The sequence below is a fragment of the Saccharopolyspora sp. NPDC000995 genome (assembly GCF_053599315.1).
Window position 1 is genome coordinate 25,561 of sequence record NZ_JBSFLZ010000039.1, and the last position, 24,093, is coordinate 49,653.

20 protein-coding genes are annotated in these 24,093 nt (G+C 68.4%); 13 read left to right on the forward strand and 7 right to left on the reverse strand.

The annotated features are described in order from the left end of the window. Positions 1 to 10 precede the first annotated feature (10 nt). The 6 genes from ACWDKQ_RS15690 to ACWDKQ_RS15715 all read left to right on the forward strand — a co-directional run bounded on the left by ACWDKQ_RS15690 (position 11) and on the right by ACWDKQ_RS15715 (position 6,162). The gene (locus ACWDKQ_RS15690) at positions 11 to 1,219 is read left to right on the forward strand and encodes a glycosyl hydrolase family 18 protein (RefSeq protein ID WP_450139447.1); all 1,209 of its coding nucleotides are present in this window, start codon (positions 11 to 13) and stop codon (positions 1,217 to 1,219) included. A gap of 34 nt (positions 1,220 to 1,253) precedes the next feature. Next, positions 1,254 to 2,609, forward strand: a complete 1,356-nt coding sequence (locus ACWDKQ_RS15695) for a glycosyltransferase family 2 protein (RefSeq protein WP_450139448.1) — start codon at positions 1,254 to 1,256, stop codon at positions 2,607 to 2,609. A gap of 172 nt (positions 2,610 to 2,781) precedes the next feature. Continuing rightward, the gene (locus ACWDKQ_RS15700) at positions 2,782 to 3,510 is read left to right on the forward strand and encodes a response regulator transcription factor (RefSeq protein WP_450139449.1); all 729 of its coding nucleotides are present in this window, start codon (positions 2,782 to 2,784) and stop codon (positions 3,508 to 3,510) included. Positions 3,511 to 3,536: 26 nt separating this feature from the next. Continuing rightward, the gene (locus tag ACWDKQ_RS15705; protein ID WP_450139450.1) at positions 3,537 to 4,634 is read left to right on the forward strand and encodes a glycosyltransferase; all 1,098 of its coding nucleotides are present in this window, start codon (positions 3,537 to 3,539) and stop codon (positions 4,632 to 4,634) included. A gap of 209 nt (positions 4,635 to 4,843) precedes the next feature. Continuing rightward, positions 4,844 to 5,494, forward strand: a complete 651-nt coding sequence (locus ACWDKQ_RS15710) for a sensor histidine kinase (RefSeq protein WP_450139451.1) — start codon at positions 4,844 to 4,846, stop codon at positions 5,492 to 5,494. A 17-nt stretch (positions 5,495 to 5,511) separates the two neighbouring features. Further along, the gene (locus ACWDKQ_RS15715; protein ID WP_450139452.1) at positions 5,512 to 6,162 is read left to right on the forward strand and encodes a LuxR C-terminal-related transcriptional regulator; all 651 of its coding nucleotides are present in this window, start codon (positions 5,512 to 5,514) and stop codon (positions 6,160 to 6,162) included. A 114-nt stretch (positions 6,163 to 6,276) separates the two neighbouring features. Here ACWDKQ_RS15715 and ACWDKQ_RS15720 read toward each other — a convergent pair whose 3' ends face one another. Genes ACWDKQ_RS15720 through ACWDKQ_RS15735 form a run of 4 tightly spaced genes read right to left on the reverse strand, consistent with a single transcriptional unit; the run spans position 6,277 to position 7,691 of the window. Next, on the reverse strand, positions 6,277 to 6,969 hold the full coding sequence (locus ACWDKQ_RS15720) for a thiamine pyrophosphate-dependent enzyme (protein WP_450139453.1): 693 nt from the start codon (positions 6,967 to 6,969) through the stop codon (positions 6,277 to 6,279). After that, positions 6,966 to 7,199, reverse strand: a complete 234-nt coding sequence (locus tag ACWDKQ_RS15725; protein ID WP_450139454.1) for a hypothetical protein — start codon at positions 7,197 to 7,199, stop codon at positions 6,966 to 6,968. Before ACWDKQ_RS15725 ends, ACWDKQ_RS15720 begins: the two co-directional genes overlap by 4 nt. Before the next feature lie 58 nt (positions 7,200 to 7,257). Beyond that, positions 7,258 to 7,425 (reverse strand): hypothetical protein, encoded by a 168-nt coding sequence (locus ACWDKQ_RS15730; RefSeq protein WP_450139455.1) that lies wholly within the window; start codon positions 7,423 to 7,425, stop codon positions 7,258 to 7,260. Next, positions 7,422 to 7,691, reverse strand: a complete 270-nt coding sequence (locus ACWDKQ_RS15735) for a thiamine pyrophosphate-binding protein (RefSeq protein WP_450139456.1) — start codon at positions 7,689 to 7,691, stop codon at positions 7,422 to 7,424. The genes ACWDKQ_RS15730 and ACWDKQ_RS15735 overlap by 4 nt, the downstream gene beginning before the upstream one ends. A 320-nt stretch (positions 7,692 to 8,011) precedes the next feature. On the opposite strand from ACWDKQ_RS15735, the gene ACWDKQ_RS15740 reads away from it, so the two are divergent. Beyond that, complete coding sequence (locus tag ACWDKQ_RS15740) at positions 8,012 to 8,899, forward strand: alpha/beta hydrolase-fold protein (protein WP_450139457.1); 888 nt, start codon at positions 8,012 to 8,014, stop codon at positions 8,897 to 8,899. A 71-nt stretch (positions 8,900 to 8,970) separates the two neighbouring features. Here the strand turns inward: ACWDKQ_RS15740 and ACWDKQ_RS15745 are convergent, their stop codons facing one another. After that, complete coding sequence (locus ACWDKQ_RS15745) at positions 8,971 to 9,810, reverse strand: alpha/beta fold hydrolase (protein WP_450139458.1); 840 nt, start codon at positions 9,808 to 9,810, stop codon at positions 8,971 to 8,973. 531 nt (positions 9,811 to 10,341) lie between these two features. Here ACWDKQ_RS15745 and ACWDKQ_RS15750 point away from each other — a divergent pair. Next, the gene (locus ACWDKQ_RS15750) at positions 10,342 to 10,497 is read left to right on the forward strand and encodes a hypothetical protein (protein WP_450139459.1); all 156 of its coding nucleotides are present in this window, start codon (positions 10,342 to 10,344) and stop codon (positions 10,495 to 10,497) included. A gap of 14 nt (positions 10,498 to 10,511) precedes the next feature. On the opposite strand, the gene ACWDKQ_RS15755 is transcribed toward ACWDKQ_RS15750, so the two are convergent. Beyond that, a complete protein-coding gene (locus ACWDKQ_RS15755) occupies positions 10,512 to 11,540 on the reverse strand; it encodes an aldose 1-epimerase family protein (RefSeq protein WP_450139460.1) in 1,029 nt (342 codons plus the stop codon). 129 nt (positions 11,541 to 11,669) lie between these two features. After that, entirely contained in the window at positions 11,670 to 13,493 is a 1,824-nt protein-coding gene (locus tag ACWDKQ_RS15760) for a glycoside hydrolase family 2 protein (protein WP_450139461.1), read from the reverse strand. Positions 13,494 to 13,693: 200 nt separating this feature from the next. Here ACWDKQ_RS15760 and ACWDKQ_RS15765 point away from each other — a divergent pair, with 200 nt between their 5' ends. The 5 genes from ACWDKQ_RS15765 (at position 13,694) to metH (ending at position 23,970) form a co-directional block, all read left to right on the forward strand. Then, entirely contained in the window at positions 13,694 to 15,430 is a 1,737-nt protein-coding gene (locus ACWDKQ_RS15765) for an AMP-binding protein (RefSeq protein WP_450139467.1), read from the forward strand. A gap of 753 nt (positions 15,431 to 16,183) precedes the next feature. Further along, positions 16,184 to 17,887, forward strand: coding sequence for a glycine/sarcosine N-methyltransferase (locus tag ACWDKQ_RS15770; RefSeq protein ID WP_450139462.1), 1,704 nt, complete (start codon positions 16,184 to 16,186; stop codon positions 17,885 to 17,887). A gap of 181 nt (positions 17,888 to 18,068) precedes the next feature. Beyond that, positions 18,069 to 19,271: a methionine adenosyltransferase gene (metK, locus tag ACWDKQ_RS15775; RefSeq protein WP_450139463.1), complete on the forward strand. Its 1,203-nt coding sequence runs from the start codon at positions 18,069 to 18,071 to the stop codon at positions 19,269 to 19,271. Between the two features lie 138 nt (positions 19,272 to 19,409). Next, on the forward strand, positions 19,410 to 20,384 hold the full coding sequence (locus tag ACWDKQ_RS15780) for a carbohydrate kinase family protein (RefSeq protein WP_450139464.1): 975 nt from the start codon (positions 19,410 to 19,412) through the stop codon (positions 20,382 to 20,384). 19 nt (positions 20,385 to 20,403) lie between these two features. Further along, complete coding sequence (gene metH / locus ACWDKQ_RS15785; protein ID WP_450139465.1) at positions 20,404 to 23,970, forward strand: methionine synthase; 3,567 nt, start codon at positions 20,404 to 20,406, stop codon at positions 23,968 to 23,970. Positions 23,971 to 24,093: the final 123 nt, after the last annotated feature.

Genomic DNA, 24,093 nt, shown 5'->3' on the forward strand with positions numbered 1-24,093 from the left:
GGAGGGCCACATGCGGCAGAAGACCGACACGATGCGCCGGCTCATGGAATGGGTTCGGCCCGCGGCGAGCGCGCGATCACCCCGCGGATCCCAACCATTCACATCGGACACCCCGGCGGGCCGGGCCCGGACTTTCAGCCGGCTCGGCGGGTCGATCTGGTTCCTGGCGTTGATCGCGGTGGCGGTGGTGCTCGTCGTGATGATGCTGGTGCCGCGCGGCGGAGGACCACCGCAGCCCGGCTCGCTGGCCGTCGCATCGCTACCGTTCTGGAACCTGAACAACGGCACGTCGATGGTGACCCAGAACCGGCAGGCGGTCAACGAGGTCTCGCCCTGGATCTACGGGCTGAGCCAGGACGGCCGGCTGGCCAACCAGTACCCGCGGGAGCAGACGGCGGAGGTCGGCAGGCAGATTGGGCAGCTGCGGGCGGCGGGCATCCCGATCGTGCCGTCGCTGGCCAACATCACCGACGGCAAATGGGCTTACGAACCGGTCGCCAAGATGCTGCACGACCCGGCGAGGCGGCGAGCCCACATCGACGAGATCGTCGAGCTCGTCAAGCGCGAGGACTACTCCGGCATCGACATCGACTACGAGAACCTGCGCGCCGGCGACCGGCAGGTCTTCACCGACTTCATCACCGAACTGGGCAAGACCCTGGACCATGAAGGGAAGACGCTGGCGGTGGCGGTGTTCGCGAAGGCCTCCGACGCCGGATATGACGAGCGCAACGTGGCACAGGACTACGCCGCGATCGGCAGGGCGGCCGACGAGGTCCGGCTGATGGGCTACGACTACCACTGGGGCACCTCGGCGCCCGGCCCGGTCGCGCCGATCACCTGGGTCCGGGAAACGCTGAATTACGCCAAGACCCAGATCCCGCCCGAGCGAATCGTGCTCGGCGTGCCGCTGAACGGCTACGACTGGGTGGACGGCAACGGCACCGCGGTGACCTGGCTGAAGGCGTTCCAGCTGTCCACCGAGCACCGCGCGAAGGTCAACTACGACAGGCTGACGCAGTCGCCGTGGTTCCGCTACGCCGACGAGCAGGGGCGGGAGCACGAGGTGTGGTTCGAGAACGCCGCCAGCTCCAAGGCGAAGTTCGAGGCGGCGCGCGGCTCCGGCATTCGCGGTGTCTACCTGTGGATGTTCGGCTACGAGGACACCGAAACGTGGCGGGAGCTGCGGCAGAGCCTGCCGCTGGACAACGCGCAATGACACCGCAAGCGATTCGTCTACTTTGGAGCGCGGGATGATTCCTTGGTGGGTGCTGGCCATCGCGGTGTTCGGCACCAACTTCACGCTGTGGGGCTTGATCGGGCTGATGCGCCTGCTCGACTCCTCGACGCAGCGCTGGTGGCAGCAACGGGGCGCGACTTCGGTGTCCGGCCAGCGAGTCGTGGTCAGTCGGGACCGGCAGCACCGCCACGACTCGCCGACACGGGTGGGCGTCGAGGACGTCGCGGTGCTGATGCCAGCCCACAACGAGGAACAAGTCATCGTCGACAGCATCAAGGCGATCACTGCCCTCGTGCCGCCGGAGAACGTGCACGTGGTCTCCGACGGCTCGACCGACCGCACGGTGGAACTCGCGAAAGGGTGCGGGGTGCACGTGATCAGCACGGCGCGCAACGTCGGCAAGGCCGGCGCGCTGCAGGAGGCGATCCGCCGGTTCGGGCTGGTCGATCGCTTCGAGGTCGTGATGCTGCTGGACGCCGACACGCACGTCGAGCCCGGCTACTTCCGGGCGGCGCTCCCGCTGTTCGACGATCCCGCGGTCGTCGCGGTGGCGGGCTGCGTCAGGACGTCGTGGCGGGACCGCGCGCTCGGGCCGATCGGCAAGCTGGTGGCCTTCCACCGGCAGCGGATCTACACCATGACCCAATACCTGATGAAGTTCGGCCAGACCTGGCGGCGGGTCAACGCCACCCATATCGTGCCCGGCTTCGCCAGCATGTACCGCGCCGAGGTGCTGCCGCGCATCGAGGTCAACCCGCCGGGGCTGGTCATCGAGGACTTCAACATGACCTTCGAGGTGTACCAGAAACGGCTGGGGAAGGTCGGTTTCACGCCGTCGGCAGTGGCGGCCACCCAGGACCCGGGCAACTTCAAGGACTACGTGAAGCAGTGCAAGCGCTGGGCGCTCGGCCTGTGGCAGACGGTCCGGCTGCACCCGCCGCGGGCCAACCTGTTCAGCCTGATGCTGGCGTTGCTGCTGTTGGAGATGTTGGCCAGCAGCTTCATGCTGGTGCTGTTGCCCTTCGCGGCGCTGGCGCTGCTCGTGCCCCTGCTGTTCGATGGGTTGCTCGCGGTGCCTGTCGTGGACGAGGTGCACGACTTCGTCGCCGGTTTCGCGACGCTGCCGACGTTGTTCGTCGGTGTGGTGGTCCCGGATCTGGTGCTGACGTGCATAGTCGCGGTGTTGCAGCGGCAGCCGAGGTTCCTGCTGTTCGCGTGCTTCTTCCTGGCGCTACGAGTGCTGGACGCTGGGATCGCGCTGTATGCGATACCGGCGGCGTGGCTGTCGAAGTCCTCTGGACGGTGGCGCAGCCCCGACCGCCGCACCATCGACGCGCCCGTCACCCCGCGCACTACCCCGATCAAGTGAGGGAGAGGGCATCCAAGGAGTTCCTCGACGCGTCATTCCAAGTCCGCCCGGAGCAAGTGGTGTCGCAATTCCATTTGAAATCGAATCTTCGATTTCAAATGGAAATTGCGGAAATCCGCGGAGGCGCAGACGGGGCAGGGCAAAGGTGCGCTTCACGCGGGAGGGTGCTCTCGTGCAGTTGGGAGAGGTCTCGTCGACCCGGTGGCGTCAAGCTGGGACTGTGGACGTGGTGCGGTTACTCATGGTGGACGACCACCTCATGCTGGCCGAGGCTCTCAGCGCCCGGCTGGCGGAGGTGCCCGACCTGTGGGTCGTGGGCCACTGCCAGACCAGCGACCCGCGACTGCCCGACGTGGTGCGGCAGTCCCGGCCGGACGTGATCACGGTCGACGTGGAACAGGTCGGCGCCGGGCGCATGGTGCGACGCTTGCGGAAAGTCCGACCCGCCGTGGGAATCGTGGTGCTGACCGGGAGCCGCGATGCTCGGCAGGCCCTCGACGCCGCACGGGCCGGTGCGGCGGCCTGGGTGCCGAAGGAACGCGGCGTCGAGGGCCTCACCGAGGTGCTGCGCTGGGTGCCCCGCGGGCACAGCTGGTACCCGCCGGAACTGCTCGGCGCCGTGCTGCGCGGATTGCGCGAGGACGCTGTGCGAGCGGGGCAGCGCAACGGGCCGCTGGACGTGCTCAGCGACCGCGAGCGGGACGTGCTCGCAGGCATGGTCGCAGGCAAGAGGGGTGCGCAGATCGCCAAGGAACTGCTGATCTCCACCGAGACCGTCCGCACCCACACCCGCAGCATCCTGGCCAAACTCAGGGTGCACAGCCAGCTGGAGGCGGTCAGCGTTGCTCGCGCCGCCGGGCTGCGCGCGGACGGCGACGCGGACGGGACCGCCGAGCGGTGAGCGCGGAGCCCTTGCGGGTGGCTACGGTGATCACGCGCCTGGAAGGCGGCGCCGGGGTGATGGTCCTGCGCGGGGCCAAGGCGCTGGATCCGGCCACGCACCAGGTCGCGGTGATCACCGGGTCCGGCCGGCTGCTGGCAGAAGCCGAAGGCGCCGGGCTGGAGGTGATCGTGGAGCCCGCGCTGCGCGCGCCCATCTCACCGCGCCATGACCTCCTCGCCCTGCACCGCCTGACGGCGTTGCTGAAACGGCGCCGCTTCGACGTCGTGCACACCCACTGCTCGAAAGCCGGTGCCGTTGGCCGGATCTCTGCGCGCCGGGCTGGCGTCGACCGGATCGTGCACACCTACCACGGGTTTCCGTTCCACCAGTTCCAGAGCGGGTTGCGGCGACGCGGCTACGTCGAGATCGAACGTGGCCTCGGGCGGATCACCGACCTTGCCTTGTGCGTGGGCACCGGAGTGGCGGTCGAGGCGCTGCGGCGCGGGCTGATCGCCCCGGATCGAATCCGCACCATCGGCGTGCCCGTCGAGCAAGAGGCGCCGTTGCGCACCGACCGGACCAGGCAGCGCGCCCGGCAGGAGCTCGGGCTGGCACCGACGGATGTCGTGGTCGGTGCGGTGGGGCGGCTGACCTTCCAGAAGTCGCCGGAGGACTTTGTCACCGCGCTGCGCCTGCTGGACCGACCGGACGTGGTCGGGGTGTGGATTGGCGGAGGAGAGCTGACCGAGCGGATGCGCTCGCGCATAGCCGCGAGCGGGGCTCGCGTCGTGCTGGTGGGCGAGCGCGACGACGTCGCGGAACTGCTGCCCGCATTCGACGTGTTCGCCCTGCCCAGCCGGTACGAGGGCCTGCCGCTGGCCGTCGTCGAAGCGATGGTGTGCGGTGTGCCGGTGGTGGCCACCACCGTCAACGCGGTCAGCGATGTGGTCGCTCCCGGCGAGACCGGGCTGCTAGTGCCGCCCCGGCACCCCGAACTGCTGGCCGCGGCGGTGGCGCACCTGTTGGACTCGCCCGACGTCGCCGACCGGCTCGCCACGACGGCCCGCTCCCGGTTGGACGACCGCTACCGGACATCGACTCTGGCAGACGCACTCGTCGGGGCGTACGGAACCCGTACCTGAAAACGGGTTTCGAAACGTCCTGCGCAACGCGTCAGTGACCGACGGTAGCGGGGTTACCGCAGGAACAGTACTTCCCCGCGCCTGTGGTGCGGACGCCTGCTGCACGTGGAGTAGTCGAGGTCCCCTTCGTGTAGCAGGTGCAACGCCGCGCCCGCCGCATCCGATTTGCCGGGTAGCACAGACTGCCGTTTGGGGGGAGAGGAGTCGCGGTGCACACGATTACCGATTCGGCGAGGGTACCTGGACACCAGCGGAGCCCAGGTTCGCGAGGTGGCGCGGAGTTGCACAGCCTGCTGCACGATCTCGGGCACGGTCTTGCGACGCTGTCCTATCTCGCGGACGGGTTGCGCGGCGACCCGGCGTTGCCCAGCAATGCGGCGCACCGGCTGCAACTGATGGAACTGGAGCTGGACCGGCTGCTGGAGCTGGTGGCCCGGCGGGCCGGGCAGCCGAGCGAGGAGCTCTTCGCGCCGCACGAACTGCTGACCCAGCTCGTCGCGGTGAAATCGTTGTCCGGGCAGGCCGAGATCTCGCTGCACGCCGACGAGGACGTCCGGATGCGCACCGACCAGACGCTGCTGTGGCGGATGGTGTCGAACCTGCTGGACAACGCGGTGCGCGCCGCCGGGCGCGGTGGCCGGGTCGCGGTGGCGGTTCGCCGCGGCGAGCTCGGCGAGGTGCGCGTCGAGATCACTGACGACGGGCCGGGTTTCGGCGAGGGACCGCAGGGCGCGTCATCGCTCGGGTTGGGCATCGTGCTGGCGCTGGCGCAGCGCTGCGGAGCCGACTTGCAGATCGACTCGGAGCCATGCCGGGGCACGTGCGCCGTGCTGATGTTCCCGTCCGGCTGCGTGGCCTGAGCGGGGGGAACGAGAACATGGTCGATTTGGTACTCGGCGACGATCACGTGATCTTCGTCGATGCGCTGGTCGCGACGCTGCCGCGGCACGGTTGCGACGTCGTGGGAACAGCCCACGACATGGCAGGCGTCGTCGAGGCGGTCCGCGAGCACCAGCCCGACGTCTGCCTGCTGGACCGCTACTTCGGCGATGGCGACGGACTGGACGCGATCGGCGAGATCCTCAACGCAGGTGGGAGAACGAGGCTCCTCGTGCTCACCGCCGACAGTGACGTCCGGGGCATGCGCGATGCGCTGGCCAAGGGGGCTGCGGGGTACGTGAACAAGATGTGCGGGCTGTCGGTGTTGGCCGGGGCGATTCGCGGGGTCATGGACGGTGAGGCCGTGGTCGAGCTGGCGGCCTCGCGGGCGCCCCGCCTGGCCGGCACCACGGACGCCCTGCGGCTCGCATCGCACCTGACCGCGCGGGAACGGCAATGCCTGCGGCTGCTCGCCGACGGGGCCCACACGACGGCTATGGCCAAGCAACTGGGGGTGGCGCCGACGACGGTGCGGACGCACGTGCAGTCGGTGCTGACCAAACTCGGGGTGCACTCCAGGCTGGAGGCGGCGTCGTTAGCGATGCGCCACGGCTTGCTCGACGACGAGCGGATGCTCGTCGCGGGTTGATGACTGGGGGTCCGTGAGTCCCTTTGGGCCCACGTCCGAAGGGACTCACGGTCGGCTCCCACCCCAGGCACCCGAGCCACCTGGTGCGCTGGCGTCGCGCGAAATCACCAGGCGCTACAGCACGGCTTGGATCAGATGGGGGCATGGTTCGGTGTGTGCCTTGCGGAGCCCGTCGAGCAGCTCCTCCCCGGTGGTGGCTCGACTGCTGGGCACGCCGAAGCCTCGCGCGAGTGCCGTCCAGTCCACAGCGGGCTCGGCCAGGCTGGTCATGCTCGCCGCCGCCGTGCCCGGCTCGGGGATGCCCGCCCGCTGGAACTCGGCTTCCAGGATCCGGTAGCGAGAGTTCGCGCAGATCACCGCGGTGACGTCGAGGCTCTCGCGGCCTGGGTCCACAGCGTCTGGACGGTGTAGGCGGCGCTGCCGTCGGCCTGGAAATTGATCACAGCGCGGTCCGGGCAGGCGATCGCGGCGCCCGGGGCCGCCGGCATGCCCATGCCGATCGCGCCCACCGGTGTTCGTCAGCTCGGTGTGCGGCGGCGCGGCAGCGGCGCTCGCCGCCGTCAGCGGCCCCTCCGGGGCCTGCACCCCCGGCCGCTCGCCGCTGGTCAGATCGGCCGCCGCGCTGTCGGTCGCATCCGCCAGCGCGCGTAGTGCTTCGACGGCGTCCTGGTCGGTGTCGGCCAGGGTGCGCACCTTGAGGTCGTTGCGTAGCGGGAAGCTGGGCATGCCCTGGTACCCGAAGAACGCCACCGCCGTCCGCGCGCCGACCAGGACCAGGTGCGAGAACCCGTCGAGGGCCTTGATCACATCCTCCGGACGCGTTCGATGCGCGCGGGCGAGCGCTCGGCCAGGACCTCGGCAGCGACGACCGCCGCGATGCGTGCCGCGGTGCGGATGCCTTCGGCGCTCAGCGAGTGCCCGCCCAGCAGCAGGTCCGGTCGCCGCCTGCGGCCGGTGGACAACAGCTTCGCGATCGCGGCGACCTGCTGGTCGTCGACCACGGGCCGACCCGGCGCGGCCGGGACCTCCGAGGGCATGCCGCCCTCGCCCCACATGTGGTCGGCTGCGGCGAGGAGGGTGGCGGGGCAGCCGCTGCTAGAGCGTTGCCTGGTACGCCTCGACGAACTCGACGGCGGTGCTGGCCGCCGAGGTGGTGCGGCCGACCCAGCCGGACACCGGCCGGGCCAGGGACTCGATGTCGCTGTTCAGCGGGGCGTCGGCGGGCTGGTGCCAGGTGGCGTGCTCGCCGACGATGTTGATCATGGGCGACGCGCGTTGTGCAGGTTCGCGATGCCGTTGGCGAATCCGGGTCCCAGGTGCAGCAGCGTCATCGCGGGGATGCCCGTCAGGCGCGCGTAGGCGTCGGCAGCGCCGGTCACCACGCCTTCGGACAGCGCCAGCACCGCGCGCACGCCGGGGAACTGGTCGAACGCCTCGACGAGGGGGATCTCGGTGGTGCCGGGGTTGCCGAAGCAGACCTGGATGCCGGCCGCGATCGCCGTGGCCAGCAGGCTCTCGGGACCCTTCACGTTCCACTCCTGAGCAATCTCGCTCCGATGCCGTCCGCATGGACGGGTCTCGCTGCCCTGTTCGCCGCCACCCGACGCCCGAGCAAGCGCACAGCGGGGGCTGCGAAGGCTGTTCCACGGCACTGCCTCCGAGGTGGCGAAACTGCCGCCAACTGGCGCGCCCGTAGTTTCTCGGACGCCCTTCGCCGATAACGGTCCTGGTCAGGCACGTCCGCCCGGATATCGCCGGTGTCTCCGCTAAGCGGCCACCCACGCGAAATATTTTCGGAAACAGGTCCTAAAGTGTCGAACTGGACCAACCGGACCGTGGAGGAGACGTGGTGCGCGAACGAATCTTCCGCCGCCTGCTGATGGCGGTGCTGCTGGCCGCAGGCATGGCCGGTTGCGCAGCGCCGCCACTTCACGACGCGTCGTCACCGGCCCCGGTGGTGGAGCCGGCGCTGTCCGAACAGGACATGCCGGTGATCCGCACCGAGTACGTGTACTCGGAGCACCGCCGGGCTCCGGTGCAGCTCTACCTCGCGTACCCGGATGGGCTGGAGTCCACTGCGGACCTGCCGATGGTGCTCTACCTGCACGGCCGCGACGGCGTCTGGCCGACCCCGATCCCCTACGACACGCTCGCGTCGCTGGAACGGCTGTACCGAGAGGGCTCCATCCCTGCCTTCGGCTTCGCCGTAGTCGACGGGGGCTACAACCCGTACTGGAACGACGGATCGGCCAACGGTGACCTGGCCGCCCTGCTCCACGGCGAACTCCCGCGCTGGCTGCAGGAGCGCGGCATGGGCGACGCCGGCGGCCGGCCCTTCGCGGTCGCGGGCATCTCCACCGGCGGCTTCGGCGCGCTGAACTACGCCGCCGACCGCAACCTCGCCGGTCACCCGGTCGCGGCGGTCGCGGCCCTCGCCCCGGCGCTGCAGGTGAGCTGGGAAAGCATGCGGGAGAAGGAAACCTTCGCCACTGAGGAGGACTGGTCCGCAGTGGACCCGCTGCGCCGCCTGGGAGATCTCGGCGACGTGCCGCTCGGTGTGTGGACCGGAGACGAGGACCCGTTCCTGGAAGGCATCAACCGCCTGGTCGACGAATACCCCAACACCCCGGTGGTCTCGGTCCTCCCGGGCGGCCACGACCCGTCGGTCTTCGAGGTCGTCGGCCTCGACTTCGTTACCTTCCTCTCCGACGCGCTACCCAGCGACGTCGGCGAGTAGTCGGCTTCAGCTGCGCCCGGTCGGCCGCTGATCGAGGGACCGCGCTGCAGGTCAAGCGGCGGTTTCGGTGGTCAGTCCTGGTGGGCGACTAGGTGTTGGAGGAGGAGCCGGGTGAGGGTTTCGGGCGCTTCTTCCGGGATCCAGTGCGAGAGCTCATCCAGCATCTCGAAGCGGTAGGGGCCCGTGACGTGCTCGGCTGTGGCCAGCGCCGCCGTCGAGCCGACCGCAACATCCTCGGTGCTCCACACGTACAGCGTAGGCACGCTGATCGGGCCGATCTTGTGTTTCTCGAAGCGGTGCGCGCGGTACCAGTTCAGCGCCGCCTTCAACGCCCCCGGCTCGGTGAACCGCTGCACGTAGTCGTCGACGTGGTGCTGGGGCACGCCCGGGTAGTAGATCTGCCGCAACTTCTTGGCGTTGTCCTCCAGCAGGGCCTTCTCCGCTGTGGAGGACCGATACGCCTGCATGTACGCCGAGCGCTGGTGCTGGTCCTCGTCGGTGCGCATCGCCTCGCCGAACGCGTCCAGGTGCGGCACCGACACCGCGGTCAGGGTGCGGACCCGGTCCGGGTGCTCGGCGGCGGTCGCCCATGCCACGGCGGCGCCCCAGTCGTGGCCGACCAGGTCGAAGCGCTGCCAGCCGAAGTGTTCGGCGATCGCCAGCACGTCGTCGACGAGCTCTTCCAGTCGGTAGTCGCCGACCTGCTCCGGGCGCACACCGGGGGAGTAGCCGCGCTGATCAGGCGCCACCGCGAAGCACTCCGCGCCGCCGAGCACCGGCAGCTGCTCGCTCCACTGCACGGCCGCTTCCGGGAAGCCATGCAGCAACAGCACCGGGCGGCCGTCCTCGGGACCGGCGGTCAGTGCGTCGAACTTCCCGGCAGGAGTCGGAATTTGGATGTACTCGGCCACCTAGTCACTGTACTGGCCGGTGAATCGGCCGATCACGGCCCGAAGCGGGACGAGCGACACAGACCCAGCAGCTCGATCAAGGAAGCCTTGCCTAAGTACCCTTTCGGATCGCCGATCGCCGCCGGGCGGCTTCGGCGGTGTCGATGCTCGTCCCCCGGTGGAGAGGAACCGATGATCCAAGGACGGATCGCGCACCACGGGCGCGTTCGTCGCTGCCGGACTGGTGGCGCTGACCACGGCCTGCGGTGGCGCCGCGCGGCGAATCCTCCACTGATGCGGGCGCGCGCTTCCCACGCACCATCGCCATCGCCAAGTGCGACGTGACCGTCCCGAAGAAGCCGGAGCGGGTGGGCGTGCTCGACACCGCCGAAATGGACTCGGCGACGCTGCTCGGCGGCACGCCGGTCGGCGTGATCCAGCCGCACCTCTCCGGCGGCGAGGCGTTCCCAAGCTACCTGCGGGAAAAGGTGGCCGGGATCACGCCGGTCCGCCCGCCCGGCTCGCCCAAGCTGGAGACCCCAGCAGAAGGCCGTGGGGTCCAGCGCGCTGTGGACGCGGATGAAAGCCGTCCGCAACAACCGGGTGTTCCCGGTACCGGACGAGACCTGGATGTCGGGCATCGGCGTGCAGGCCGCCAACCTGGTGCTCGACGACCTCGCCGCGGCCCACGGCGTGGACGGCCGGTAGGAGCCGGCGCGCCGTCAGCCCGCGATTCGGTAACCCCAGGTACCGCGGTGGGTTTCGCCCGGGCGCAGGGTGATCAGGCCGTCGCCGGTGACGAACGCGTTCGGCGCGCATGTCATCGGCTCCACGGTGATCCCGGCCCGCGCCGGGCGGTCGGTCGACGGGCTGTCGTCGGTGTAGACCTGCAGGTAGCCGTGCGTGCGGTCGACCCAGAGCTCGGCGGTCGCGCCGTCCGGGCGGGCGAACCGCACCACGGCGTTGCCGTCGGATCCGCGGCGCAGCCCGGTGAACGCGGTGTCCATTTCGGTCGGTCCGATCCGCCGCGGTGACCGGTAGTCGTACTCGGTGCCCTCGACCAGGGCAGTACCGGTCGGGATCAGCCGGTCGTTGACCACGTAGTAGGCGTCCGCGGGCAGCTCGAAGACGATGTCGTCGATGCGGGCCCCGCCAGCGGCGAGGTAGGTGTGGTTCGCGGTGCCGAACGGCGCGGCGCTGTCGCCGACGTTCATCGCGCTGAGCGTGCTGCGCACCCCGGAATCGTCCACTGCGTACTCGATGCGGAACGTCAGCCGGAACGGGTAGCCGTAGTCCGGCGGCAGCAGGTACTCCAGGACCACGCCGTCGGCGCGGTGCCGCACCGGCTGCCACTCCACGAAGCTCATCAGCCCGTGCAGAGCCGCATCACGCTTCGGTTCGTTGATCGCGACCTGCAACTCCTCGCCGCCGAAGGTGTAACGGCCGTGGTCGATGCGGTTCGGCCACGGAAGGATCGTCTTGCCCTGGAAGCCCTCGCCGACCTCGTCGGCTGTGTGCGTCAGAAGCATCTCCGCGCCGTCGACCTGCCACGACAGCAGCGTCGCCGACACCCCGGCGATCACCGCCCGCTGCCGTCCGGAGCGGATCTCGTACATCCGCCCATTCGCGGTCTGCCGGCCTCCCGCTCCGCCGGTACCGGATGGCTGCGCGGTCGCGTGGCCAGCGAGGGCAGCGGCGGTCGTCGCGCTCGCAGCGGTGGCGAGCGCCTCCCGCCGGGTGAAGCGTCGCATCCTGTACCTCCTGGAAGGGGCGTGATTCCGCGGCAATTCACCTCGGGCGGCGGGCGTTCCTCCGCGGAACGTGGCCGAGCGTCGTGATGACGTTCCACTGTGGTCGGTGGCGGTCCCGTCCGCCAGTCGTCACGGCGTACCCGCGTCGATCACCGCGAGGTTGTGGGCGCGGACGACGTCCAAGTTGGGCTTGAGGATCCGCCGGTCGTAGGTGAAAAACCCGTTGACCTCGTTCTCCACGTCCGTGGTCTGGGTGTAGATCGCCGCGGACAGCCCGTTGGTCTCGACGATGTGGGCGAGGTCGCGGCTGACCTCGGCGTAGCGGCCGGTCAGCTCGGCGCGGCTGTTGGTCATCTCGTACGCGCCCGGCTCGCCGGGCCACAGGTGGCCTTCCTCGACCAGCCCGAGCCCGCCGTACTCGCCGTCCACCGACGCCCGCTCGCCGCGCACCTCCGGGCTGCCCGGACCGACGTAGGTGTGGTCGTCGTAGATGTCGCCCGCGCCGGTGTCCGGCAGCGAATAGCAGCAGTTCACCCCGCTGTTGGCGTTGACAAGCCGGGTCGGGTCGGTGCGCCGGACGAGCTCGGCGACCTCGGCGGTCTCGAACTCGCCCCAGCCCTCGTTGAACGGCACCCACGCCACGATTGAGGGGACGCTGCGCAGCTGGTCGATAATGGCGGTGAGTTCGTCGCGGAAGTTCGCGCGGGCCTCCTCGCCCGGCGGTGGGTTGTTGCCCGGCGCGTCGGCGAGGTCGATCGGCAGCGACGGCATGTCCTGCCACACCAGCACACCCAGCCGGTCGGTCCAGTAGTACCAGCGGGCCGGTTCGACCTTCACGTGCTTGCGGACCATGTTGAACCCGAGCCGCTTGGTCTCGGCGACGTCGAACCGCAGCGCCTCGTCGGTTGGCGCGGTGTAGATCCCGTCCGGCCAGAATCCCTGGTCCAACGGCCCGTGCTGGAACAGGATCCGGCCGTTGAGCGCTATCCGCGGCCGACCCTGCGAGTCGTCGACCAGCTCGACGGTGCGCAGTCCGCCGTAGCTGCCGACCTCGTCCAGGGTGCGGCCGTTGGCGCCGACCAGCCGGACCGCGATGTCGTAGAGGTCGGGGGCATCGGGGGTCCACAGGTGCGGATTTGCCACCGGCAGCCGCAGGGCCGTGTCGGCCGGGCCGCTGGCGCGCGACACCTCATTGCCCTCGGCGTCGAAGACGACCGCCTCGACCCGTTGCCCGGCGCGCGCCGAAGTCCGGGCGGTCAGGTCGAAACCGCGCAGATCCGGGATGATGTCGAGCTTGGCGATGTGCGCATCGGGCACCGGCTCCAACCAGACCGTCTGCCAGATCCCCGATGCGCCGGTGTAGAGGATCCCGCCCGCCTTGTTGCGCTGCTTGCCCACCGGGTAGGGGTTGGCGTCGTTGCGGTCCTCGACGGCCACCACCAGTTCCTGCTTGACACCGGGACGGAGCGCGTCGGTGATGTCGGCGCTGAACTCGGTGTAGCCGCCCTCGTGAACCGCCACGGTCCTGCCGTTGACCGACACCTTGGCCTTCTGGTCCACCCCGCCGAAGTGCAGCAGCAGCCGCTGCCCGGACCAGTCCCGCGGCACCTCGAAGGCCCGCCGGTAGAGCATGTGGTCGTCGTGGCGCTGGATGCCGGAAAGCCCGGATTCCGGGGGATAGGGCACCAATATCTGCTCGGTCGCCGCGGTAGGCGGGATGGATCCACCGCCGTAGGACCACAATCCGTTGAGGTTCAGCCAGCGCTCGCGGGTCAGCTGCGGGCGCGGGTACTCGGGGAGGGCGTTATCCGGGCCGACCTGGTCGGTCCACGGCGTGGTCAGCGGCGGGGGCTTGGGGCGCCACGGGGCGGCGGCCGCGGCGGAATCGGCGGCCGCGGGGATCCCGGAGGCGGTGGCCAACAGCGTGGTGAGCAGCAGGGCGCGCAGCAGCACGATTGCCTCCAGACCGACTTGCCGAAGAAGGCGAAGAGCAATCACCATCAACCGACAACAATGACCATGAACGCACGGACAGTCAACGCGGCCGAAAGAGCGCCCGCAAATCGGAGCAACCGGTATGGATCGGTAGGGCTCGCGAGGTTACGTTGTTGGCCCCCTCGGGAAATCAGCGCCAGCTGCCGAGTCCACGAGGTGTGCACGTGACTGGTTATTCCACAGCACAGGAAGGCACCGCGACCGAGGTGTTCCGCACCGCCCGTGACTTCCTGCTGCGGCACCGCGAGGACTACGACACCGCGCGCCGCGAATTCGAATGGCCGCGGCCGGCGGAGTTCAACTGGGCGTTGGACTGGTTCGACACGATCGGCGAACGGCGGGACGGCATCGCGCTGTGGATCGTCGACGCCGACGGCAGCGAGCACCAGGTCTCCTTCCGCGCCATGACGCGCCGATCCAACCAGGTCGCCAACTGGTTGCGCGTGCTGGGCGTGTCCCGCGGTGACCGGGTGGTGCTGATGCTCGGCAACCAGGTCGAGCTGTGGGAGACGATCCTGGCCGCGATGAAGCTGGGCGCGGTGATCATCCCCGCCACCCCGCTGCTCGGCCCGGCGGACCTGCGCGACCGCATCGACCGCGGCCGGGCCCGGCACGTGGTCACCACGGCGGCCGACACGGCGAAGTTCGCCGACGTGCCCGGCGGCTACACGCGCGTCGCCGTCGGCGAGCCGGTGGCCGGATGGGAGTGCTATGCGGACAGTGCTGGTGCCGACGATGAGTTCGCCCCGGACGGCCCCACCCGTGCCGAAGACCCGATGTTGCTCTACTTCACGTCCGGTACCACGGCGCGACCGAAATTGGTCGAGCATACCCACGTGTCCTATCCGATCGGGCATCTGTCCACGTCGTACTGGATCGGTCTCGAGCCGGGCGACGTGCACCTCAACATCTCCTCGCCGGGATGGGCGAAACACGCGTGGAGCAACGTCTTCGCGCCGTGGAACGCCGAGGCGACGGTGTTCATCTACAACTACACCCGGTTCGACGCCGCCGGGCTGATGGCGCAGATGCAGCGTTGCGGGATCACCAGTTTCTGCGCGCCGCCGACGGTTTGGCGGATGCTCATCCAGGCCGACCTCGGCACGCTGGCCACTCCGCCATCCAAAGTGGTCGGTGCCGGGGAGCCGCTGAACCCGGAGATCATCGAGCAGGTGCGGCGCGCCTGGTCGGTGACCATCCGGGACGGCTTCGGCCAAACCGAGACCAGCGTGCAGGTGGCCAACACCCCCGGCCAACCAGTCCGCCCGGGCTCGATGGGCCGCCCGTTGCCCGGTTTCGAGGTGGCGCTGCTCGACCCCGTCACCGGGGAACCGGCGGAGGAGGGCGAGATCTGCCTGGCGCTGCAGCCGCGGCCGGTGGGCCTGATGACCGGCTACGCCGACGACACCGACCGGACCACCGAGGTGACGCGGGGCGGCCACTACCACACCGGTGACGTCGGATCCAGGGACGCCGACGGCTACATCACCTACGTCGGCCGCACCGACGACGTGTTCAAGGCATCCGACTACCGGATCTCGCCGTTCGAACTGGAGAGCGTCCTGCTGGAGCACGAGGCGGTGGCCGAGGCGGCGGTGGTGCCGTCGCCGGATCCGATCCGGCTAGCGGTGCCGAAGGCGTACGTGGTGCTGGCCGGGCGGCACGAGCCGACGCGGGAGACGGCGCTGTCCATTCTCCGGTTCGCGCGCGAGCACCTCGCCCCGTACAAGCGGGTGCGGCGGCTGGAGTTCTACGAGCTGCCGAAGACGATCTCCGGCAAAATCCGCCGCGTGGAACTGCGCGGCAGGGAGAACGCACTCCACCGAGCGGATGGCGGCTCCGCCGGTGAAAACCGGGAATTCCGTGAGGAGGACTTCCCCGAGCTGAAGAGCTGAGCCCGGGCGGGGCTCCGGTGGCACGTGCCAACGGTGCGTGCCACACTTCCCTGGAGCTGGCGCGGCGATGCTTCTTCCGCCCACGCTTCGACCGGGAAACGTGGAGCAGGCCTGACGGGGGAGGGCGGTGGGTGGTGGCCGACAAGCGAGATCTCCGGCGGCGCCGAAAATGGCTCGCTTCCGGGATGCACGCACCGTAACGTCCGTGCCCCATCCCGCGATGGAATTACCGAAAAAGAGAAGTCAACCGCCGCGATGCGTAGTTTTAATAATTTTTTATCGGCGTTCGTGGTTGTGCAATTTGCAGTCATTGTGATACACGATGCGCGCGCCAGTATACGCAGATCGTTGTCGATTTGCACTTGCGCGATCGTTATCCCTCTCTAAATGCGCTGAGTCACCGCAGGTGGCGGCACTTTTATCACCCAGGGTGACAAACTAAATCACGCTGTCTTCGCATCTCAGTGGTTAGCGTCACACGTTTGTACGCTTGCTTTGCGATCTCGTTCGCCTAGGTTGGTTAACCGACGCAGGAATACCGCGTCAGCGCCGGTTGGCAAAGGTGCCGACTGGACGATGATCGGCGTAGGTGTTGCGGCCTTGAGCGTTTCTCGGCTGCCCACGCCGGTCCAGGTGTTGCCTTTTTTCGCAGCGGCGACCCGGCACGGCCAGGGGAGGAGCTCGGGGCACGGATTTTTGCGCGTACCCGGGTTTGCGGTGGCGCATGATCAACGTGAGTGGTGGGAGTGAACAATGGCCAAGAGCGTGGACGACCTTGCCTCGAGCGAGCACCAAGGATCTCCGGATACCGCTGATCTGGTGGCCCGCGAAGAGCAGGTGTTCGGCGAGAATCCGTTGGAAGTGCGCGAATCGGACCACTACACGCACGAGTACGTCGGCGGTTTCGTCGAGAAGTGGGATGAGCTGATCGACTGGAAGAAGCGCTACCAGAGCGAAGGCTCGTTCTTCATCGACCAGCTCAAGGCCCGCGGTGTCCGCTCCGTCCTCGACGTGGCCACCGGCACCGGGTTCCACTCCGTGCGACTGCTGGAGGAGGGCTTCGAGACGGTCAGCGCCGACGGCAGCCCCCAGATGCTGGCCAAGGCGTTCAGCAATGGGTTGATCTACGGCGGCCACATCCTGCGCGTGGTGCACGCCGACTGGCGCTGGCTGAATCGTGACGTCCACGGCGAATACGACGCTATCATCTGCCTGGGCAACTCGTTCACTCACCTGTTCTCCGAACGAGATCGGCGCAAAGCCCTGGCCGAGTTCTACGCGATGCTCAAACACGACGGCGTGCTGATCATCGATCAGCGCAATTACGATTCGATTTTGGACAGCGGATTCTCCACGAAGCACACCTATTACTACGCCGGTGACGACGTTTCCGCGGAACCTGATTACATCGATGATGGTCTGGCGCGATTCAAGTACACGTTCCCCGATCGATCTGAATTCTTCCTGAACATGTATCCGCTGCGGAAGAACTACATGCGGCGGCTCATGCGCGAAGTCGGTTTCCAACGGATCGACACCTACGGCGACTTCCAGGAGACCTACCACGATACGGAGCCGGACTTCTTCATTCACGTGGCCGAGAAGAAGTACCGTCCGGACGAGGAGCTCTCCGACGTATACTCGACCGCGGTGCACACCGCGCGGGACTATTACAACTCCGAAGACGCGGACAACTTCTACTACCACGTCTGGGGCGGCAACGACATCCACATCGGCGTCTACGAGACTCCGGACGAGAACATCGACGCCGCCTCGCGGCGCACCGTGGAGCGGATGGCCGCCAAGGTTCGGATCAGCCCGGACACCCGCATCCTGGACATCGGCTCCGGCTACGGCGGCGCGGCCCGTTACCTGGCCGAGACCTACGGCTGCAAGGTGTCCTGCCTGAATCTCAGCGAGGTCGAGAACGCCCGCAACGTCGAGTTCAACCGCACCGCCGGGCTGGACGAATCGATCGAGGTCAAGGACGGTTCCTTCGAGGACATCCCGTTCCAGGACAATGCCTTCGACATCGTCTGGTCGCAGGATGCGATCCTGCACAGCGGCGACCGGGAGCGGGTCCTGGAGGAGGTGACCCGCGTGCTCAAGGGCGGGGGTTCCTTCATCTTCACCGATCCGATGGCCGCCGACGACGCCAGGCTGCGGGACCTCGGGCCGATCCTGGACCGGCTCAACCTGGACACCATGGGCTCGCCCGGCTTCTACCGCCGCGAGCTGGCCCGCCTCGGCCTGCAGGACTTCGACTTCGAGGACTTGACCGAATACCTGCCGACGCACTACGCGCGGGTCCTGCACGTCCTGGAGGGCAAGGAAGCGGAGCTCGCCGACCGGATCAGCGACGAGTACCGCACCAAGATGAAGACCGGTCTGAAGAACTGGGTGGCCGGTGGCAAAGCGGGCAACCTGGCCTGGGGCATCATCCACGCTCGAGCATGAGAGGTGTCCGAGGTGGGCTTGGTCTTCGTCCTCGAAGCGACGCAGCCGTTAAGCCCGCGCACGCAATCGGCATCGAACCCGCAAGACGAGACCGGAAAATGTTTTGGCCCCCCGTGCTGTAAATCGCCACTATCGTACGCAAGGATCTAAAGCAGCATCAGCTGTGAGGTGAGGAGCAGTCGTGAGTGAGATCAACCGCAGGTTGTTCACCAGTGAGTCGGTGACCGAGGGGCACCCGGACAAGATCTGCGATGCGATCAGCGACGCCGTGCTGGACGCGTTGTTGTCCCAGGACCCGCGGTCGCGGGTCGCGGTGGAGACGATGGTGACCACCGGCCAGGTGCATGTGGCCGGCGAGGTGACCACTGACGCCTACGCGGACATCCCGACGATCGTGCGGGAGAAGATCCTGGAGATCGGCTACGACTCCTCGGCCAAGGGCTTCGACGGTGCCTCCTGCGGCGTGAACGTCGCCATCGGCTCGCAGTCGCCGGACATCGCGCAGGGCGTGGATGTCGCGCACGAGACGCGGGTCGAGGGCGTGATCGACGAGATCGCCAAGCAGGGCGCCGGTGACCAGGGCCTGATGTTCGGCTACGCCTGCACCGACACCGACGAGCTGATGCCGCTGCCGATCGCGCTGGCGCACCGCCTGTCGCGGCGGCTGACCAAGGTCCGCAAGGACGGCGTGCTGCCGTACCTGCGCCCGGACGGCAAGACCCAGGTGACCATCGAGTACGCCGGCGACCAGCCGGTGCGCGTGGACACCGTGGTGCTCTCCACCCAGCACGCCGCTGACATCGACCTCGAAGGCATGCTGACCAGGGACATCAAGGAGAAGGTCATCGACCCGGAGATCCAGCGGGTCGGCCTGGAGTCCGCCGACACCCGGCTGCTGGTGAACCCGACCGGCCGGTTCGTCGTCGGTGGCCCGATGGGCGACGCGGGCCTGACCGGCCGGAAGATCATCGTCGACACCTACGGCGGCATGGCCCGCCACGGCGGCGGTGCGTTCTCCGGCAAGGACCCGTCGAAGGTCGACCGCTCCGCCGCCTACGCGATGCGCTGGGTCGCAAAGAACGCCGTCGCGGCGGGCCTGGCCAGCCGCATCGAGGTGCAGGTCGCCTACGCGATCGGCAAGGCCGCCCCGGTGGGCCTGTTCGTGGAGACCTTCGGCACCGAGAACGTCGACCCGGTCAAGATCCAGGCGGCGATCAACGAGGTCTTCGACCTGCGCCCCGCGGCCATCGTGCGTGACCTCGACCTCCTGCAGCCGATCTACGCCCAGACGGCAGCGTACGGTCACTTCGGGCGCAGCGACGTCGACCTGCCGTGGGAGCGCACCGATCGGGCCGAGGCGCTGAAGAGCGCCGCCGGTATCTGACGTTGACCCCAAGCCCGTGGCGGCGGACTGCGGGGCGTGGCGTGCGCCCCGCATTCCGCTGTGACGGCCCGGGTCCAGTAGAGCTTCGTGGTCGGTGCCGCAGTGGCAGCCGACCTACCCTGGTGAAGGAGTAATGCAGTGCGGATTGCGGTGACCGGTTCGATCGCCACCGACCATCTGATGTCCTACCCCGGTAGGTTCACCGATCAGCTCGTCGCTGATCGCCTCCAGCAGGTGTCGCTGTCATTCCTGGTCGACGAGCTGGAGGTGCGCCGCGGCGGGATCGCGGCCAACATCACCTTCGGCCTCGGCCAGCTCGGCATCGGCTCGGCCCTCGTAGGCGCCGTCGGCAGGGACTTCGACGAGTACCGCGCGTGGCTGGAGCGTCACGGAGTGGACACCGGCTCGGTGCACGTCTCCGGGACCAAGCACACCGCGCGGTTCCTCTGCACCACAGATACCGACCACAACCAGATCGCCTCATTTTACGCGGGCGCGATGGCCGAGGCCCGCGAGATCGAGCTCAAGCCGGTCGCCGACCGGCTCGGTGGCCTCGACATCGTGGTGATCTCCGCCAACGACCCGGACGCGATGCTGCGGCACACCCAGGAGTGCCGGGACCGCGGCTACCGGTTCCTCGCCGACCCGGGCCAACAGCTCGCCCGGATGGAAGGCGACGACATCCGCAAGCTCGTCGAGGGCGCGGAGTACCTGTTCACCAACGAGTACGAGCACGGCCTGCTGCTGCAGAGCACCGGTTGGACCCACACCGAGGTGCTGGAGCGCGTCGGCATCTGGGTGACCTCGCTCGGACCCAAGGGCGTTCAGGTGGAGTCCAAGTCGGAGCCGACCATCGAGGTCGCGCCGCCGAAGGAGAAGCAGAAGGGCGACCCCACCGGCGTCGGCGACGCGCTGCGCGCCGGGTTCCTGGCCGGGTTGACCCACGACTTCGGGCTGGAGCGCTCGCTGCAGCTCGGCTGCACGCTGGCCACAGTTTCGCTTGAGACCGACGGCCCCCAGGAGTACGAGGTGGAGCGCGACTCGTTCGCGGCCCGCATCGCTGAGGCGTACGGCGACGCCGCCGCGGCCGAGGTCCAGCCGAAGCTTCGCTGAGAACGGGAGTAGCAGGGGCATGGCAGACCGGCAGAACGATCCGAGCGGGTTCCTCACCGCCCTCGGCGAACGCGTCCTCGTCGCCGACGGCGGCATGGGCACCGCGCTGCAGGCGTTCGACCTGACGTTGGACGACTTCGCCAACCTGGAGGGCTGCAACGAGATCCTGAACGTGACCCGGCCCGACGTGGTGTCCTCGATCTACCGGGGCTACCTCGAGGCCGGCTCGGACGCGATCGAGACCAACACGTTCGGGGCGAACCTGGCCAACCTCGCCGAGTACGACATCCCGGAACGGATCCGGGAGCTAGCGGAGAAGGGCTCGGCGCTGGCCCGCGAGGCCGCCGACGAGTACTCGACGCCGGAGCGGCCGCGGTACGTGCTCGGTTCGGTCGGTCCGGGCACCAAGCTGCCGACGCTGGGCCACGCACCCTACGCCGTGCTGCGCGACGCCTACGTCGAGCAGGTGCTGGGCATGCTCGACGGCGGCATAGACGTGGTGCTGGTTGAGACCTCGCAGGACCTGCTGCAGACGAAGGCCGCGATCGTGGCCGCGAAGCGCGCGATGGCCCAGGCCGGTCGTCAGCTGCCGATCATCGCCCAGGTCACCGTGGAGACCACGGGAACGATGCTGGTCGGTTCCGAGATCGGCGCGGCGCTGACCGCGCTGGAGGCGCTGGGCATCGACCTGATCGGGATGAACTGCGCGACCGGTCCGGCGGAGATGAGCGAGCACCTGCGAGTGCTGGCGCAGAATTCCCGGATCCCGCTGTCGGTGATGCCCAACGCCGGTCTGCCCCAACTCGGCGCAGGCGGTGCCGTGTACCCGCTGCAGCCCGACGAGCTGGCCGAGGCTCTGGTCGGGTTCGTCAACCACTTCGGCGCCCGGCTGGTCGGCGGCTGCTGCGGCACCACCACCGAGCACGTGCGCGCGGTGGCCGGGGCCGTCGCGTCGCTGCGGCCGAAGATGCGCCAGCCCGAATACATCCCGGCGATCTCGTCGATGTACCAGTCGGTGCCGTTCGAACAGGACGCGTCGATCCTCAACATCGGTGAGCGCACGAACACCAACGGTTCCAAGGCGTTCCGCGAGGCGATGCTGGAAGGCCGCTACGACGACTGCGTGGAGATCGCCAAGGCCCAGACCCGCGAGGGCGCGCACATGCTGGACCTGTGCGTTGACTACGTCGGCCGCGACGGTACGGTCGACATGCGGGAACTGGCGTCGCGCCTGGCGACTTCCTCGACCCTGCCGATCATGGTGGACTCCACGGAGCCGGACGTGATCGAGGCCGGTCTGGATCACCTGGGCGGCCGGTGCGCGGTCAACTCGGTGAACTACGAGGACGGTCACGAGCCGGGCTCGCGGTATGAGCGCGTGATGAGGCTCGTGGTCGAGCACGGCGCCACCGTCGTGGTGACCTGCATCGACGAGGAAGGCCAGGCGCGCACCGCCGAGTGGAAGCTGCGGGTCGCCGAGCGGCTGATCGAGGACATGACCACCAACTGGGGTCTGGGGAAGTCCTCTATCATCATCGACTGCCTGGTTTTCCCGATCACCACGGGTCAGGAAGAGGTCCGCAAGGACGCCATCGAGACGATCAACGCGATCCGGGAGCTCAAGAAGCGCCACCCGGACGTCCAGACCACGCTCGGCTTGTCGAACGTCTCGTTCGGGCTCAACCCGGCGGCGCGGCAGGTGCTGAACTCGGTGTTCCTCAACGAATGCCGGGAAGCGGGTCTGGACACCGCGATCCTGAACGCTTCGAAGATCCTGCCGATGAGTAAGATCGATGAGCAGCAGCGGCAGACCGCGCTCGACCTGATCTACGACCGGCGCAGCGAGGGGTACGACCCGCTGCAGAAGTTGATGGAGATCTTCGAGGGCAAGACCGCGAAGTCCAGCAGCGCCTCGCGCGCTGAGGAGCTGGCGAAGCTACCGCTGTTCGAGCGCTTGGAGCGGCGGGTCGTCGACGGTGAGCGCAACGGGCTCGAAGCGGATCTGGACGCGGCGATGGCGGAGAAGCCGCCGCTGGAGATCATCAACGAGAACTTGCTGGCCGGCATGAAGGTCGTGGGCGAGCTGTTCGGCTCGGGGCAGATGCAGCTGCCGTTCGTGCTGCAGTCCGCCGAGGTCATGAAGGCGGCCGTCGCCCACCTCGAACCGCACATGGAGAAGGACGACTCCGGCGGGAAGGGCAAGCTGCTGCTGGCCACGGTCAAGGGCGACGTGCACGACATCGGCAAGAACCTGGTCGACATCATCGTGTCCAACAACGGCTACGACGTTGTCAACATCGGCATCAAGCAGCCGATCAGCGCCATCCTGGACGCCGCCGAGGAGCACAAGGTCGACGCCATCGGCATGTCCGGGCTGCTGGTGAAGTCGACCGTGATCATGAAGGAGAACCTGGAGGAGCTCAACTCCAGGGGGATGTCCGAGAAGTACCCGGTGATGCTGGGAGGGGCGGCGCTCACCAGGTCCTACGTGGAGAACGACCTGGACGAGGTCTACCAGGGCGATGTGCGCTATGCGAAGGACGCCTTCGAAGGCCTGCACCTGATGGACCGCATCATGGCCGTCAAGCGCGGTGACGCGCCTGCCGACGATGCGGCCGAGCGGGAGAAGAAGGCCGAACGCAAGGCTCGTCGCGAGCGGTCGCTGCGCATCGCCGAGAAGCGCAAGGCCGCGCAGGGGCCGGAGCCGGAGTACACCGACACCACGCGGTCCGATGTGGACGTGAACGCGCCGGTGCCGACGCCGCCGTTCTGGGGCTCGAAGGTGGTCAAGGGCGTCGCGGTCGCCGACTACCTGGCGCTGCTGGACGAGCGGGCCACGTTCTTCGGCCAGTGGGGCCTGCGCGGCGCGAAGAAGGGCGAGGGACCGTCCTACGAGGAACTCGTCGAGTCCGAGGGCCGGCCACGGCTGCGGCACTGGATCGACGAGCTGTCCACCGAGGGCATCCTGCAGCACGCGGCCGTGGTCTACGGCTACTTCCCGTGCGTGACCGAGGGGAACCACCTCGTCGTGCTGGACAAGGAAGAGCCGGACGCCCCGGAGCGGCACCGGTTCTTCTTCCCGCGGCAGAAGCGCGACCGGCGGCTGTGCCTGGCGGACTTCTTCCGGTCGAGGGAGCAGGCCGAGCGGACCGGCCAGGTGGACGTGTTGCCGATGCAGCTGGTCACCATGGGCCAGCCGATCGCCGACTTCGCCAACGAACTGTTCGCCCGCAACGCCTACCGGGACTACCTGGAGGTGCACGGCATGGGCGTGCAGCTCACCGAAGCGCTGGCCGAGTACTGGCACCGCCGCATCCGGCGGGAGCTCCAGTGGTCCTCGGGCGGTTCGGTGGCCGAGGAGGACCCGGCCGACGTCCAGGAGTTCTTCAAGCTCGGCTACCGCGGCGCGCGGTACTCCTTCGGCTACGGCGCCTGCCCGGACATCGAGGACCGCGCGAAGATCGTCGACCTGCTGGAGGCCGAGCGCATCGGCGTGGTGCTCTCCGAGGAGTTCCAGCTGCACCCCGAGCAGTCCACCGACGCGATCATCGCCCACCATCCAGAAGCGAAGTACTTCAACACCTGATTCCCGCCTGTCTTAATCCGGAAGCAGAGAAAGGTTGTTATGAGCGTCGAGTTGCAGAAGGTCAACGGCCTGGAGTTCGCTGTCCGGGATCTGGGGTTGGCTGAGGCCGGGCGGCATCAGATC

Coding starts and splice junctions, on each gene's coding strand:
- ACWDKQ_RS15770 (WP_450139462.1), top strand. CDS start 16,184: ATGGCCAAGAGCGTGGACGACCTTGCCTCGAGCGAGCACCAAGGATCT.
- ACWDKQ_RS15690 (WP_450139447.1), top strand. CDS start 11: ATGCGGCAGAAGACCGACACGATGCGCCGGCTCATGGAATGGGTTCGG.
- metH (WP_450139465.1), top strand. CDS start 20,404: ATGGCAGACCGGCAGAACGATCCGAGCGGGTTCCTCACCGCCCTCGGC.
- ACWDKQ_RS15715 (WP_450139452.1), top strand. CDS start 5,512: ATGGTCGATTTGGTACTCGGCGACGATCACGTGATCTTCGTCGATGCG.
- ACWDKQ_RS15725 (WP_450139454.1), bottom strand. CDS start 7,199: ATGCCCTCGGAGGTCCCGGCCGCGCCGGGTCGGCCCGTGGTCGACGAC.
- ACWDKQ_RS15730 (WP_450139455.1), bottom strand. CDS start 7,425: ATGATCAACATCGTCGGCGAGCACGCCACCTGGCACCAGCCCGCCGAC.
- ACWDKQ_RS15755 (WP_450139460.1), bottom strand. CDS start 11,540: ATGCGACGCTTCACCCGGCGGGAGGCGCTCGCCACCGCTGCGAGCGCG.
- ACWDKQ_RS15695 (WP_450139448.1), top strand. CDS start 1,254: ATGATTCCTTGGTGGGTGCTGGCCATCGCGGTGTTCGGCACCAACTTC.